Annotated in this window: 18 protein-coding genes and 1 other RNA gene; 4 read left to right on the top strand and 15 right to left on the bottom strand. The window is 36.1% G+C overall.

What is annotated here, in order from left to right; genetic code table 11:
* Window positions 1-38: 38 nt before the first annotated feature.
* From BAQ49_RS08335 to BAQ49_RS08310, 6 genes are all read right to left on the bottom strand, one after another.
* Window positions 39-1,178 (bottom strand): THUMP domain-containing class I SAM-dependent RNA methyltransferase, encoded by a 1,140-nt coding sequence (locus BAQ49_RS08335; RefSeq protein ID WP_071744940.1) that lies wholly within the window; start codon window positions 1,176-1,178, stop codon window positions 39-41.
* A 180-nt stretch (window positions 1,179-1,358) separates the two neighbouring features.
* An RNA gene (gene rnpB, locus BAQ49_RS08330) (RNase P RNA component class B) lies at window positions 1,359-1,749 on the bottom strand.
* A gap of 87 nt (window positions 1,750-1,836) precedes the next feature.
* A complete protein-coding gene (gene gpsB / locus BAQ49_RS08325; protein ID WP_000622426.1) occupies window positions 1,837-2,172 on the bottom strand; it encodes a cell division regulator GpsB in 336 nt (111 codons plus the stop codon).
* A gap of 97 nt (window positions 2,173-2,269) precedes the next feature.
* A complete protein-coding gene (locus BAQ49_RS08320; protein ID WP_071744939.1) occupies window positions 2,270-2,824 on the bottom strand; it encodes an SLOG family protein in 555 nt (184 codons plus the stop codon).
* Window positions 2,825-2,879: 55 nt separating this feature from the next.
* Entirely contained in the window at window positions 2,880-3,302 is a 423-nt protein-coding gene (locus BAQ49_RS08315) for a CotD family spore coat protein (RefSeq protein WP_071744938.1), read from the bottom strand.
* Between the two features lie 153 nt (window positions 3,303-3,455).
* The gene (locus BAQ49_RS08310) at window positions 3,456-4,094 is read right to left on the bottom strand and encodes a YppG family protein (RefSeq protein WP_071744937.1); all 639 of its coding nucleotides are present in this window, start codon (window positions 4,092-4,094) and stop codon (window positions 3,456-3,458) included.
* Window positions 4,095-4,271: 177 nt separating this feature from the next.
* Between BAQ49_RS08310 and BAQ49_RS08305 the strand changes: the two genes are divergently transcribed.
* Complete coding sequence (locus BAQ49_RS08305; RefSeq protein WP_071744936.1) at window positions 4,272-4,463, top strand: YppF family protein; 192 nt, start codon at window positions 4,272-4,274, stop codon at window positions 4,461-4,463.
* Window positions 4,464-4,490: 27 nt separating this feature from the next.
* Here the strand turns inward: BAQ49_RS08305 and BAQ49_RS08300 are convergent, their stop codons facing one another.
* Together BAQ49_RS08300 and BAQ49_RS08295 are read right to left on the bottom strand one after the other, a co-directional pair.
* Window positions 4,491-4,835 (bottom strand): YppE family protein, encoded by a 345-nt coding sequence (locus BAQ49_RS08300; protein ID WP_071744935.1) that lies wholly within the window; start codon window positions 4,833-4,835, stop codon window positions 4,491-4,493.
* Between the two features lie 15 nt (window positions 4,836-4,850).
* A complete protein-coding gene (locus BAQ49_RS08295; protein WP_001252038.1) occupies window positions 4,851-5,093 on the bottom strand; it encodes a hypothetical protein in 243 nt (80 codons plus the stop codon).
* Window positions 5,094-5,178: 85 nt separating this feature from the next.
* On the opposite strand from BAQ49_RS08295, the gene BAQ49_RS34070 reads away from it, so the two are divergent.
* Entirely contained in the window at window positions 5,179-5,358 is a 180-nt protein-coding gene (locus BAQ49_RS34070) for a phage portal protein (protein WP_083595859.1), read from the top strand.
* A 345-nt stretch (window positions 5,359-5,703) separates the two neighbouring features.
* On the opposite strand, the gene BAQ49_RS08290 is transcribed toward BAQ49_RS34070, so the two are convergent.
* On the bottom strand, window positions 5,704-6,729 hold the full coding sequence (locus BAQ49_RS08290) for a DUF2515 domain-containing protein (protein WP_071744934.1): 1,026 nt from the start codon (window positions 6,727-6,729) through the stop codon (window positions 5,704-5,706).
* Window positions 6,730-6,831: 102 nt separating this feature from the next.
* Here BAQ49_RS08290 and recU point away from each other — a divergent pair, with 102 nt between their 5' ends.
* Together recU and BAQ49_RS08280 are read left to right on the top strand one after the other, a co-directional pair.
* Window positions 6,832-7,434, top strand: coding sequence for a Holliday junction resolvase RecU (gene recU / locus BAQ49_RS08285; RefSeq protein WP_071744933.1), 603 nt, complete (start codon window positions 6,832-6,834; stop codon window positions 7,432-7,434).
* 65 nt (window positions 7,435-7,499) lie between these two features.
* On the top strand, window positions 7,500-10,214 hold the full coding sequence (locus BAQ49_RS08280) for a penicillin-binding protein 1A (RefSeq protein ID WP_071744932.1): 2,715 nt from the start codon (window positions 7,500-7,502) through the stop codon (window positions 10,212-10,214).
* A 23-nt stretch (window positions 10,215-10,237) separates the two neighbouring features.
* Here BAQ49_RS08280 and BAQ49_RS08275 read toward each other — a convergent pair whose 3' ends face one another.
* The 6 genes from BAQ49_RS08275 to BAQ49_RS08250 form a co-directional block, all read right to left on the bottom strand.
* Window positions 10,238-10,756, bottom strand: coding sequence for a YpoC family protein (locus tag BAQ49_RS08275; RefSeq protein ID WP_071744931.1), 519 nt, complete (start codon window positions 10,754-10,756; stop codon window positions 10,238-10,240).
* A gap of 3 nt (window positions 10,757-10,759) precedes the next feature.
* Window positions 10,760-11,407, bottom strand: coding sequence for an endonuclease III (gene nth / locus BAQ49_RS08270; RefSeq protein WP_000933020.1), 648 nt, complete (start codon window positions 11,405-11,407; stop codon window positions 10,760-10,762).
* 15 nt (window positions 11,408-11,422) lie between these two features.
* Window positions 11,423-12,130 (bottom strand): DNA replication protein DnaD, encoded by a 708-nt coding sequence (gene dnaD, locus BAQ49_RS08265; protein WP_071744930.1) that lies wholly within the window; start codon window positions 12,128-12,130, stop codon window positions 11,423-11,425.
* 121 nt (window positions 12,131-12,251) lie between these two features.
* Entirely contained in the window at window positions 12,252-13,439 is a 1,188-nt protein-coding gene (gene aspB, locus BAQ49_RS08260) for an aspartate transaminase AspB (protein ID WP_071744929.1), read from the bottom strand.
* An 18-nt stretch (window positions 13,440-13,457) separates the two neighbouring features.
* The gene (locus BAQ49_RS08255; RefSeq protein WP_071744928.1) at window positions 13,458-13,961 is read right to left on the bottom strand and encodes a cell wall elongation regulator TseB-like domain-containing protein; all 504 of its coding nucleotides are present in this window, start codon (window positions 13,959-13,961) and stop codon (window positions 13,458-13,460) included.
* Window positions 13,962-13,968: 7 nt separating this feature from the next.
* On the bottom strand, window positions 13,969-14,139 hold the full coding sequence (locus tag BAQ49_RS08250) for a YpmA family protein (protein ID WP_000358352.1): 171 nt from the start codon (window positions 14,137-14,139) through the stop codon (window positions 13,969-13,971).
* Between the last annotated feature and the right edge of the window lie 195 nt (window positions 14,140-14,334).

The raw sequence follows: 14,334 nt of genomic DNA, 5'->3' as shown, positions 1-14,334 counted from the left end.
CATAATAGCCAGTATATGCGTGCTGGAGGAGTTTTATACTATGAATTACGCGGTGGACGTTTTCCGAAGTATTGGTAGTAATCTGTACGGATAAATCCGTTAAATAGTTTACGTTTCTTCGACGCATCTTTTCCGTAACACTTCTCAAATGCTTCGTAACTTGTTAATAAATACATTGACCACGTATCTAACGGGCGGAATACTTGTCCCATTTCTTTATACAGTTGTTCAACGAGCGCTTTTTCACTTAAACGTTCTCCGTATGGAGGATTCGTTACGACGTAGCCATAATCCTCTTTTGTTGTGAAATCTTTTACTTGCATTTGTTTAAATGTGATTAAATCACCTAAACCTACTTCTTCTGCGTTATCTTGAGCAACTCGAATCATACGATGGTCAATATCAGATCCAATGATTTGTAATGGTTGATTATAATTTGCTAAATCTTCAGCTTCTTGACGAGCTTCACGCCAATTTTGTTTACCAACCCAGCCCCATTCATCCGATGCAAAACCTCGGTTAAATCCTGGTGCGATATTTTGTCCAATTAATGCAGCTTCAATCGGAATTGTTCCAGATCCACAGAAAGGATCCACGAAAGGACGATCTGGCTTCCAGTTCGTTAACTTAATTAAAGACGCAGCTAATGTTTCTTTTAAAGGAGCTTCCCCTTGATCCATGCGGTACCCACGTTTATGAAGTCCAACACCACTCGCATCAATTGTTAATGTTGCAATATCTTTCAACATTGCAATCTCGATACGGAATAACGGACCATCTTCTTCAAACCAAGTTGTACGTTTATATGTTGTTTTTAATTTTTCAACGACAGCTTTTTTAACGATACGTTGGCAATCCGAAACACTGAATAACTCAGATTTTAAAGATTTACCGATAACAGGGAATTCTCCGTTCTCTGGAATATAATCTCCCCAGTTTAATGCTTTCGTTTTTTCAAATAGCTCATCAAATGTTGTTGCTTTAAATTCGCCAACTTTAATTTTCACACGGTCCGCAGTACGTAACCATAAATTCGTGCGACAAATCGCCTTTTCATCTGCTTCAAATGTTACTTTGCTGTTTTCTACTTGACATTCATAACCAAGATCGCGAACTTCTCGGGCAACTAACGCTTCAATACCCATTGCCGCTGTTGCAATTAAAGTAACTTTTCCCATTTGCATTCACCTCTTATGTATATTCAAACAATAATTAATAGCAATTTGTCCTATTAATCATTACATTTTACGAAAAATTTTCTCATTAACCATTGTAACTCATAATTTATAACTTCATACAAATAAAAAGCCCTCCTCTAACAAAGGAGAGCTGAGTTATTTCATAGTTGGTTCATAACGTTCTGTAAGCCATGTTCTGTTCCTTTGTACTGCAAACGGCCCACGCCTCGTACTCCGGTGGCAATCATCTATCTACAGGTTATAAAACCTGTCCTTTCCCGTCGTTCATTTCCTTGGAAAAGATTCCCCTACCATTATTTGGGTTTCTCGCTCGTGGGGTTTACCTCGTTCCACTCCTATCATTTCTTCAAGGACTTCGTCACTGTGGCACTTTAAAGGTAGTCAAACCATATCCGAAAGGACTTAGGCTTTTTCCCTGCCGTTAAACCAGCTTTACAGCCAGAATACCCTAGCTTATGACTTGGCTAGGCACGAACACTACGACCATCTCAGGTCGTGCGAGCATGGACTTTCCTCTACAACGTTGGCGTTGCAGCGATTACCCAAACGTTATGACAAACATTAGTATAGTGGAAACAAAAAGATTTTGCAATGTTTTTTTCTATGTAAACTACTTTAACCTTTTTGTTACCCTAATTTATTCGTATAACTTACTTCCAAATACAGCTTTTTCTAAATTAGATAGACGTTTTAAAATATCCGTATTCGTATTGTTATATACTGGTTGTGCAACTGGTGTTTGTACTGGTTGTTGCGGAACTTGTGTTGCCGCTACTTTCTGCTCTTCTAATTCACGTTTTAAACGAGCATTTTGTTGTTTTAATTGATCAAATTCCTTATGAAAAGCTTCATAATCTTTAATAATCATATCAAGAAACTTATCTACTTCTTCTTGTTGATAACCTCTCATACCTGTTTTAAATTCTTTTTCTAAAATATCTTTCGCTGTTAATTTAATTTTATCCGAAATCATTTTCTTCACCTCAAATTTTTGCCAAAGCTTTCATTAACTAAATTTTTTCAGAAACAATGCCTTTTGTCAATCAAATATGCAAGTACAATATTACATATTAATCTGCATTATTCCACTGTTCCTCTTCCATTATATCTTGTAAATCAGAAAAAAGAATGAAATAACTGTGATAATTTTCTATTTCTCCTTTTTTCTTAGCCGCTTCTACTATATATTTAGGGCTCCCAGGCTTTTCTTCATCATATACAGCTAAAAGTGCATCACTTTTTGCAATAAAAAATTGATTCTTTAATTTAAATTGCTCTGGGCTTTCGTACTTCCGTTTCGTAATACTATCAATGTGATCTGCTTGCGAAAGAATAAATTCGTAATATTCACGGTTATCTTCCTTCCAATTTTCTTCTTGTTCTAAAAAAGGAGTAAATACCGCTAATTTTAAATCTGGATATTCTACTTGAATCTCAAAAACAACTTCAGCAGCCCATAATTCGACTCCTAACTGGCCACTAATAATAACCCACTCCAAACCATCTTCTACAAAAGCAGTTAACTTACGACGAAGCGCCTTTTTTATACATTCTACTCCTGGATGATCATTTTTAAAGATTCCAAGCTCAAATGGCTTATATCCTGTTACAGTAACAACTTTCATATCAACACTCCATTACAAAAAAAGAACTAGCATTTCGCTAGTTCTAACATATCATTTACTTTTTAAACATTCCACCAACGTTTGGTCCGATATTCGGTCCGATATTTGGTCCAAACGGAGATACATTCGGTCCCGGTCCAAATGGTGACACGTTCGGTCCTGGTCCAAATGGAGATATATGATGCCCGTGGTGATGATGACCATGACCACATGGTCCACATCCCCCGCCGAATCCACCACCAAATCCTGGATCACCAGGATCTACAACGTTTACATTCGAGTTTGTTTGTGGGAAGAAGCCTTGATTTTTAATTTGTTGATGGTGTACATGTGTTGTATGCGTTGGGAAAATGTGTGGCACCACCGTTGTTGAAAAAGAATGTGTTACGCATTGTTTGGTCGGATGAATGACAGGAGCAGTTGTACAAATAGGTCCTACAGGCTTATGCCCTCCAAAACAAGGATGACAATGATGCATAGTTTTTCTCTCCTCTCTCTTAAAAAAAATCTGACTACACTTTACAATATGAGAGAAGAGGTTAAGCCGCTTGTTATATACACCCATTTATTTCATAGAAATTTGACTATTGCCCTACTTCATACATAATACTATTATAGATACCCCCCACTATTATTTACCAAAAAAACCTCCAACTTGCTTAACGATTCCTGTCACTTGATTCATCGCATTCATCATTTGTCCAGCTGTGTTCATCATTTTATTTACATCATAGTTGCCATCTGATGTTTTAAATTGGGAAACAAAACTAGAAAATTGACTCGGTTGCTGTTGTTGCTTTTGTTTATTCATAGTTGGATACGGTTGTTTTGGTGGATAAAACATCGCTTGTTGATTTCCATAGGAAGATGGTGGCGGCATATAATATTGTGAATTCATATAAGGTTGTTGTTGATTCATGTAGGGTTGTTGTTGATTCATGTAGGGTTGTTGTGGTTGCTGCTGTTGTTGATTCATGTAGGGCTGTTGTGCTTGTTGCGGTTGTGGTTGCTGCTGCTGATTCATGTAGGGTTGTTGTTCTTGTTGCGGTTGCGGTTGCGGTTGCTGCTGTTGTTGATTCATGTAGGGTTGTTGTTCTTGTTGCGGTTGATTCCCAAACGACACTTCAAAAGGTTGATAATAATTTTGGTTCCCATAATGAGGCTCGAAAGGATACATATTATATCGTAAATATGTATCCTCATTATATTGGTACATATTTTGCTGTGCATATGGATTTGTTTGCTGATATACATTAGGTTGTTGAAACATGCATACTCTCCTCCTTCACATAAGTTTCTACATATAGAATATGTACCTATAAAATAAAATGTGTGACGGAGTATCTGTCTGTTTTTGTCGGAAGTTTAAATTTTTAAAAAAATTAGAAAGTAAACCCTTCCATGCTATGATAATAAGGAAGAAGATTCTCATGGGGGAGGAATCAACATGGTATTAGGGGATTTAAAACAAGCGTTTTCTCAAAAAAAGGGGTACTGTACAGAAAGTTCAAATGAACTGCTAGACTTTGCGAGACATTGTTATCTCGACGGAAAAATATGCATCTCAGATTACAGAACATTAATACGTGAATTAGAAATAAACGGCGCAACAAAACCTACAACAGCGACAGAAGCCTAAAAAAAACAAGAGGGTTTTCCCCTCTTGTTACTTACATTGATCTACGATATTTTGTAAAGTATACGAAATAGCTTGATGAGTTTCAAAGAAACGTTTACCTTTTCCCTTATTAACAAAACATTGTAGCACATTAGTTTGTAAATTCTCATACACTTGATCGATTTGTTGTACATGTATATACTTAGGCAGCTCTTCCTTTATCCATATATAAGCTAATTCTTTCCACACCTCTAACTCCGCATCTACCATATCAACAAATGGCTTCATATCCTTATAAAAATCATATTCATCCATTTCTCTTTTTTTTACATTGGCTTCATCATTATACTGCATTAACTTCTCCGAAGACTGGATTAATGCTTCATATTTCATTTTATTCCCACCTTATTATGCACTCACTACGACGTTTTGAAATGTCTTTACCCAGCTCCCTTTTTCTTCGTGATGCACTAATTTATTTTCCATATGCTCGATATGCATTTCTGTTATTTCTATCTTATTGCATATTTTTTCAACTTTATCCTTCAATGCGTGATTCATTCTAATCCCAATATTCATTTCCAGCAAATCGAGAGAACTTAACATTTGATCCATTTTTTTCATAACATCTTCCTTCTGAACCATCGCCATATTTAAAACGCCCCCTTCTTTGCCTTTCCTTTGTCATGTAATTTCGCCGATTGATTGGTTACTCCTGCTCACATGACAAAACTAGTTGATATTCGTCAAAGAAATCATTTTGTATGCCATTTTTAGAAATGGTAACAATACAAAAAGGAGGTGTATTATGATGGCAAAAAATAAAAATGAAAAAAAGAAAAAACAAAACAAACAACAAAACAAACCTGAGACTGGTAATCCAAAGCTTGATGGTCCAAATTTCCCCGCTACATAAAGTGAAACTTTAATCAGTGAGGGTTTTGTTCATCCCCCACTGATTATTAGCCTTCACTAATCGAGCGTTTACGGGCAGCAAGGCTTCCACCTAACTTCTTTGCTCCAGCCGAATTTTGAGGTGGGAGTTTTACCGCCCACAAATAGCAGGATAAAATGCCCCTTTAACCAAAGTGGCTTTTACAAATAGCTAATTTCCAGTCCAACCTTCCCTATTCGCTTTCGATAAGTGCTGAGGTTAAAGTCGTACTGCCGGCAAATAGCGAAGTAAAAAGTAATTTGTTGAAGAACATATTACTTTTAATCAAGAAGCCCCGCCTTCATGTAGGAAAGCGGGACTTTTTGATTATATCATGAACTCATCTATTCTTTTAACAAAACTACTTAATATAGAAAGAGTGTGTATTTGCTCCCTCTTCATTCTATACCATTCTGTTATATTAATTTCCCCCTTTGGCTTTTCAAGTACAAATAAAGACTCCATTTCCATCCCTTCACTAAACCAATCTTTTTCAATTAATTTTTCGTGAGCGACAATAGCGTACACATCTCTAAGAGCCGGTGTACTTGATTGTCTAACCTCTCTTATATTACATTCATAATCCATCCTTGATCCCGTATGCCTAGTTTGCAATGCAAACTTATAAAAAGAATCTTTATACTTTGAATGAAACAATAACCAAGCTAACTTCTTCCCAAGTTCTATACGTTTTTGTAACGTTTCAAATTGATAAACTGAAAACCCATACATTCTCCCTTCCATCATCGGAAAAACAACTGCACTAATGTGAAGTATTTCTTGAAATTTGAACACTGCCGTATCAAATACATGTTTTTGAAAGTATGTATTCTCGATTACTGGTTTTTGAATTTTATTTTGTTCATTAATAATAAGCGCCGTCATAAGCCTATTGATATCTTTTTTCTCCCAGAAATATGACCATTCTTTTTCCATAAAAATTGATATGTTAAAAAATTGTAACAAATGAAAGAGCGGCTCACATCGCCTTTTACTTTCTTCATACAGTAATAGTTGAGGGAATGCATCTAAAAAAATGAGCCAATTGGCTTTCTCATAACAAAGAAATAATCGTCTCTTAACTGTTTGGGGTAGAAGATTAGAATAATATTCTCCTTCTAAATCGGTCATATTCCATCCCCCATTCCTTGAGACCATACTCGCTAAAAAAGACCACCTAATTTCTTTATTTCTCAAATAATATTCTTGGTAAGATTGTGTACGTGAAATGTTATCTACGTTAGCTATATCCGTTCTCTCCTTAATATTAAGAACTATAGCTTTCTCCTCTTCTGTACACAAAATATCATTACGGTTTTGCTTAATTTTTTCGTAATCGTTCCAGCTAAACATGAATAAGTACCATACCTTTCTAGAAAAAGGTCACATCTTTTTTCATTTTTTGATATAATCACCTTTGTAAGTAATTCTTAACAAGTTGGGAGTGGACACAATATGACCATTCGTTACCCAAATGGAAAAAGGTACGATCAAGCTTCACAACCCCATAAAACACCAATAAAAAAACATACTTACAGTAATAGAGGTATGTCCCTTGAAGAGGAATTGAATGAAACCAATCAATATTACTTAACCCATAATATTGCATGCGTACATAAAAAACCTACACCTCTTCAAATTGTAAAAGTAGATTACCCCGCTCGAAGTGCTGCAGTGGTAAAAGAAGCGTATTTCAAACAACCTTCTACAACAGATTACAACGGTGTATACAAAGGGAAATACATCGATTTTGAAGCAAAAGAAACAAAAAACAAAACCAGTTTTCCACTTCAAAACTTCCACCTTCATCAAATTGAGCATATGAAGCAAGTAATCGCTCATAATGGAATTGCATTTGTTATTATTAAATTTACACTTTTTGATGAATTTTATTTATTAGATGCAAAACATATTATTGCATTTTGGAATCGTCAAAATACTGGTGGACGTAAATCGATTACAAAACAAGAAATAGAAGAGCATGGATCTTTATTATCATGCGGTTTTCACCCTCGAATTGATTATATCCGCGTACTAGACACGGTTTATTTTTCGTGATAGAGTCATCACTAAGGCTCTTTTTTCGACTTTTGGGGAGAGAATGAAAGGTAGGAGAAAGTATAATGTCAGATAATTATCGTTCTCGTACAGAACGAAATCATGTAAAAAATCAAACGAAAGAAACAAATAAAGAAGAAAAACCAAAGAAAAAAGGTTCCTTTTTCAAGAAATTCCTTATAGGTTTTCTACTTCTTAGTATCGTCGGACTCGTTGCCGGCGTTTCAGCTTTCTTTGTTATGGTAAAGGACGCTCCGAAATTAGACAAATCAAAACTTGTCAATCCTTTATCAACAAAATTCCTTGATAAAAACGGGAATTTCTTCTATGAATACGGTGCTGAAAAACGAACCCATGTTACATATGAACAAATTCCAAAAGTAGTTGAAAATGCCTTCCTTGCGACTGAAGATTCACGCTTCTATGACCATAATGGAATTGATTTTAAACGTACTACAAAAGCAGTTATGGAAAATGTCACTGGTGGTTTCGGATCACAAGGTGGTAGTACAATTACACAGCAAGTAGTTAAAAACTATTTCCTAACGATGGAAAAAACCGCAAAGAGAAAAGTGCAAGAATGGTACTTATCTTATAAATTAGAGCAACAGTACTCTAAACATGAAATTCTAGAAATGTACTTAAATAAAATCAACTTAGGTAACCGTTCGTATGGTATTGCAACTGCAGCAAAAAAATACTACAACAAAGACTTAAAAGACTTAAAGTTACATGAAGCTGCAATGCTCGCTGGTTTACCCCAAGGTCCTAACATTTATGATCCAACAAAACCAGAAAATGTTGAACGAGCAACAAATCGTCGTAATGTTGTACTAACATTAATGAATCGTCATGGCTACATTACAAAACAAGAAATGAACGAAGCTATGCAAATCTCTGTAAAAGAAGGTCTTCTTCCATCTTCAGATGCAACTGAAATGCCTTATCAAGCATATTTAGATGCCGTTTTCAAAGAAGTAGAAAAAGAGATACCTGATGTGAATATTGGCTCTGATGGTTTAATAATCCATACAAATCTTGACCTTGAAGCTCAAGATTATGCAGATAAAATAATGGATGGAAATCTTATTAAATATCCAAATGATCAATTCCAAGGTTCATTTGTATTTATGGATACGAAAACTGGAGAAGTTCGTGCAGTCGGTGCCGGTCGTAAAGAAAACAAATCAACATTTAAAGGACACAACATGGCTATCGATTTAAAACGTCAAGTTGGTTCAACAATGAAACCTATTTTTGACTATGGTCCAGCTATTGAAAATCTACAATGGTCTACGTACCATCAATTAAATGACTCAGAGTACACATACTCTGATGGTACAAAAATTAAAAATGCTACAAACAGTTATAAAGGAGATGTCTCCCTACGTGACGCACTAAAAAAATCTTTAAATATTCCTGCTTTAAAAACAGCTCAAGCGGTCGGGCTTGATAAATCAAAAGCATTCGCCAAAGATCTAGGCATGACATTTAAAGATGATACTGTATTTGAATCAACTGCAATTGGTAGTAATGAAAGCTCTCCGTTAGATGTCGCTGGAGCTTATGCAGCATTTGGAAATGACGGTATGTACAATAAGCCTCATTTCGTTAAAGAAGTTATTTTCCCAGATGGGAAAAAGAAAAGCTTTAAGCCGAAAGAAAAACGAGCAATGCACGATTATACAGCTTACATGGTTACCGATGTACTTCGTGATGTTGTAAAACCTGGTAGTGGTGGTACTGGCCCAACGGCTTATGTTCCTGGTTTTGACGTTGCTGGTAAAACAGGAACACAAAACTTTGATAAATCTGTTATTAAAAAATACGATATTCCAGCAGATGCAAACAGAGATAGTTGGTTCGCAGGATATACGCCTCAATATACAATGGCTGTATGGACCGGTTATGAAAAAGATAGTGCAGAAAATTACATTGGAGATCGTTCTACTAGAATTGCTCAGCAAATGTTCCAAGTGATGATGAGCAAATTCGCTACAGATAAATCTCGTTTCGAGCGCCCTTCTTCTGTACAAGAATTAAATGGAGAACTGTACATTAAAGGTGCGAAAAAAGATGCAGTTAAAGAAATTAAAGTAGATCCACCTAGTGGCCTTAATGTCGCTTTCGATGGTGCTAGCACAGTGACACTGAACTGGTCTGGACCATCATCAAATGTTGATGCATACGCAGCAAGCTATAAAGCTACTGACGGTTCTAGTGGTAGCTTGTCAGTAAGCGGTACGACAGCTACTCTTGGTGGTATTAAACCAGGTGTTACTTACAGCTTCTCTGTAGTAGCGAAAAAAGGTACTGGAACAAGTCCTGCAATTGGTGCATCATTCACTGCGCCTGGCGGAACTCCAGATGCGAAAACAGCTGACGAAGAGGCTAAGAAGAAAGCTGACGAAGAAGCTAAGAAAAAGGCTGACGAAGAGGCCCAGAAAAAGGCCAATGAAGATAAACTAAAACAAGAAGAAGCTACAAAAAAAGCTGACGAAGATCAGCGTAAACAACAACAGCAACAACAGCAACAAGAACAACAACGTAAACAGCAAGAAGAAGCTCAAAAGAAAGCTGCTGAAGAAGAGGCTAAGAAGAAGGCTGACGAAGAAGCTAAGAAAAAAGCTGACGAAGAAGCTAAGAAAAAAGCTGAAGAAGAAGCTAAGAGAAAAGCTGAAGAAGAAGCCAGAAAAAAAGCTGAAGAAGAGCAGCACCAACAGAATCCCGGAGGAGATACACCTCACGCAGACGGAGATGTTGTTACATCAGAGTCTTAATGACAAAAAAGAAGTCCTTACTCTTAACGAGAAAAGGACTTCTTTTTTGTTATCATTTTCTTAACATATAGCTTTTCTATTTCAATATACAACTGTGCTAATTGAATATACGAATGATAATTACTCGGTTTCTTTATAATAAATGAGTATCGTTCTATAAAATTAACAGGTTGTACTTCCAATTCATTCGTATTTACTTGCATCTCATTCAAACTATGAACAGGCTTCTCATTTAGCCAATATACAATCGATAGCAAGTGTGCTGCAAAAAGAATCATCGGGCCCTCAGCTTCTTGTTTTTTTCGGTTTCGAAATAGTGTAGCAATTTCTTCATGCCTGCTTTTCCATACATTTAACACCCCTGGAATACTTGTTTCAATTTCATTCCACGGCTCATATTGTCTTTCAATATCAAATATAAAGTAAGTATTTTGTATTATTTCTTCAAAAGACTGGTCTGTATTATACGTAATCGAATTTGCACTCTTTTTAAAAAATGGTACGTACCGAAACTCTTTCGGTATTTCTATAACTCGCTCCATCCTTTATTTCCCCTTCATTCGTTTCTTTCCTTCACGACATATTTCTAGTAATCGGCACTCTTCACATTGTGGTCGCTGCGCCTTACAGTAATAACGTCCAAAGAAAATCATACGATGGTGTGTAACTCCCCACTCATCCATTGGAATCTTCTTCATCAACGTCTTTTCCACTTCTAACACAGAATCTTTCCATCTACAAATTGCTAACCGTTTACTTACTCTCTCTACATGCGTATCAACAGCAATCGCTGGAATTCCAAATGCTACCGAAACAACTACATTCGCTGTCTTCCTCCCTACTCCTGGTAATTTCGTCAGCTCGTCACGGTCTTCTGGAACCTTCCCGTTATAATCATCTAGTAACATCCGGCACAATTTTTGAATATTTTTCGCCTTATTTCGAAACAATCCAATGGAACGTATATCTTGTTGTAATTCTTCTAAAGACACACTTAAATAATCTTCTGGTGTTTTATATTTTTGAAATAAGTTTTTCGTCACTTTATTCACAAGTGCATCTGTGCATTGTGCAGATAATGCCACTGCGATTACAAGTTCAAATGGATTATCATGAATTAATTCACAATGCGCTTCTGGATACATATCCGCCATTGTATCTAAACAATAACGAATTTGCGTTTTGTTCAACATATCTTTCCTCCTACACTACTGCTCCAACCAATTATAAAAAGGCACTTTCCCAGTAAATTTCGTCTCTTGTTTTGTCGTTTGTTGCGTGCGTTGTTGATTCGCTCTAAATTTCTGGCCTTGATTTTGCGCTTGATCTACCGTTTTAATTCCGTTCTTTTTCCACTCAAACAAAATACGATCAATATACCGGAAATTAAGTTTACCACTCATAACAGCTTCACGAAGAGCCGCTTGAATTAAATTTGGATGGTGTTGATCTTGATCTTCCCACATCCCTAATGTTTCACATTCAAATGGCGAAAGTGGTCTTCCGAATTCCTTTTCAAATACTGTATATAAATTTACTTGAATTTGTTTTTGTTCTTTTTGCTCTTCCTCTATAGATTCATTCATTAAAAAGTGCAATATTTTTTCCCATAGTGGTTGTAAAGAATAACTTTCACACATCATCGCTTCAGATCTTCGTCCACCTTCTAGTGCTAAAAAGCCTTTTTGGATTAAAATCTGAATCACTTCCATGCATTTCATTTCTGTTATCGTCATCCGTTCTGAAATCTCTGAAGGAGTCGGGAACGAATTACCTGATTCTAAAAATGTGTGTACATGAAGTACTACCATAAATTCCGTCTCATTTAAACCTAGCTTTTTATAATGCATCATAAGCAATTTAGGAATCGCTATGCTTCCCTGTTCAAACCATTGTAACATCATTTTCTTTTTCATCACCAAACACCTCGCTTTCTAGTATAACACACCTTTAGCCATTTCTTTTTGCCACAATTCGTCAAAAAAACCTCCCTATATATAGAGAGGTTTTTTTCCATTTACTACAAGAAACAGACGATTAAGCCTGTACTTTACTTTTCATGAACGTATGAATTCGTTCTAATGCTTTCTCAACTTGCTCAAGAGATGTCGCATACGATAATCGAACGTTATTTGGTGCACCAAATCCTGTACCTGGAACAAGAGCCACCTTTTCTTCTTCTAATAATGCTTTTGCCCACTCATCAACTGTATCATACCCAGCTAATGCTACGGCTTCTTTTACATTTGGGAACAAGTAAAAAGCACCTTGTGGCTTAATGCAAGTAAAACCAGGAATTTGAATTAATTTATCATAAATAATGTTCAATCTTTCTTCAAACGCTTGACGCATTGTTTCTACAGGTTCTTGTGAGCCTGCATACGCAGCAATTGCACCGTATTGAGCAATTGAAGTAGGGTTTGACGTACTATGACTCGCTAAGTTCGTCATCGCTTTAATAAGCTGCTTATTTCCTGCTGCATATCCAATACGCCAACCTGTCATAGAATGTGATTTAGATACACCATTAATAATAAGTGTTTGTTCTTTCAATGCATTAGAAAGCTGGGCAATTGAAGTATATTCCGCGTCACCATAAATTAATTTTTCATAAATCTCATCTGAAACGATTAAGATATCATGCTCTAAACATACTTCTCCAAGCTGTTGTAATTCTTCTTTGCTGTAAATCATCCCTGTTGGATTGCTCGGTGAATTAATAATAACTGCTTTCGTTTTCTCTGTAATTGCCTCACGCAGCTGCTTTGCTGTAATTTTGTACTCATTGCCTTCTAGACCTTCTACATAAACTGGTTTACCACCAGCAAGCTTTACTTGCTCAGGATAACTTACCCAATAAGGAGTTGGAATGATAACTTCATCTCCTTCATCAAGTAACACTTGGAATAATGTATATAATGCATGCTTGGCACCATTACATACAATAATTTCAGATGGATCATACACAATTCCTTGATCACGAGTAAACTTCTTCACAATTTCTTGTTTTAACGCTTGTAATCCACCTGTTGGTGTATACTTCGTATGTCCTTCTAACATCGCTTTATGCGCAGCATCCATAATATGTTCTGGCGTATTAAAGTCAGGTTCTCCTGCTCCTAATCCAATTACATCATGACCTTCTGCTTTTAATGCTTGTGCCTTTGCTGTAATTTCTAAAGTTGCAGATGGTGTTAAAGCAGCTACTCGCTTTGCTAATTTCATTTGTAGTTCCCCCTACATCTATTTTTCAATGCTGTAGTGTCCAGCATAAACCCCATTTTGAAACTCTAAATAGTAATACGTATAACGATCTTCCTGATCAATATATGTAATTTCCCACAATGGAATATCGTTTTGAGCACCTAATTTTACTTTTATGACTTCTTTTGGTTTCGGCTTCGGCTCAGCACCTTCTCCTGTAGCTTGTTCAGCCAATTTTTGCAAAGCAGCTTTTTCTGAAATACCTTCGCTCTTTTTCTTCACAAGGACATTTCCTTTTTTATCAGGCACCCAAACAATAATTTGTTCTCCTTTTTCGTCTACACCCTGCACGACTGTATATGAAGAATTTCCATTATAATAATCCACAGATTTTACCTTTGTAAGCTTTGCTTTTTCTTTAGCAATTTCTACAGATTTTGCCTCTTTAGGAATTTTCTTTTCCATTGCTTTATTATAAACATACGCCCCATATATTCCGCTAGCAACGATTACGATAACGATTGCAAAGATCCACTTTTTCATTGTATCACTACGTTCTGTAAATCGTAAATACAGCTGTTTCTTTATCTTTTTCGTCTAATGCTAATCCGAACATGAGGTCCTGCTCTTTTAACGTGCGATTCAAGCTATCAACAATTTTATACAAGTCAGACGAATATTTAATACGCGTCGTTGATAGGACTTCGATTTTCTTATCCATGAAAAAACTCCTCCGTTACACAAAAATTTCTAATTATAGAAGAACGCAATGCGGTTACAATAAGAGTACATTCTTTACAACCCCTGCTTCATCACCCATCTATTATAGCAGGACATGTACAGCAAAAAAAGGTTTCAAATCGAAAAGCAATATATTTTGTATACAAGAAGTAAGAAAAATAAAATTCCTCCTACC

Source organism: Bacillus proteolyticus (genome assembly GCF_001884065.1).
In the GTDB taxonomy this organism is placed as follows: domain Bacteria; phylum Bacillota; class Bacilli; order Bacillales; family Bacillaceae_G; genus Bacillus_A; species Bacillus_A proteolyticus.
This window is presented reverse-complemented; position numbering and strand designations above follow the sequence as displayed.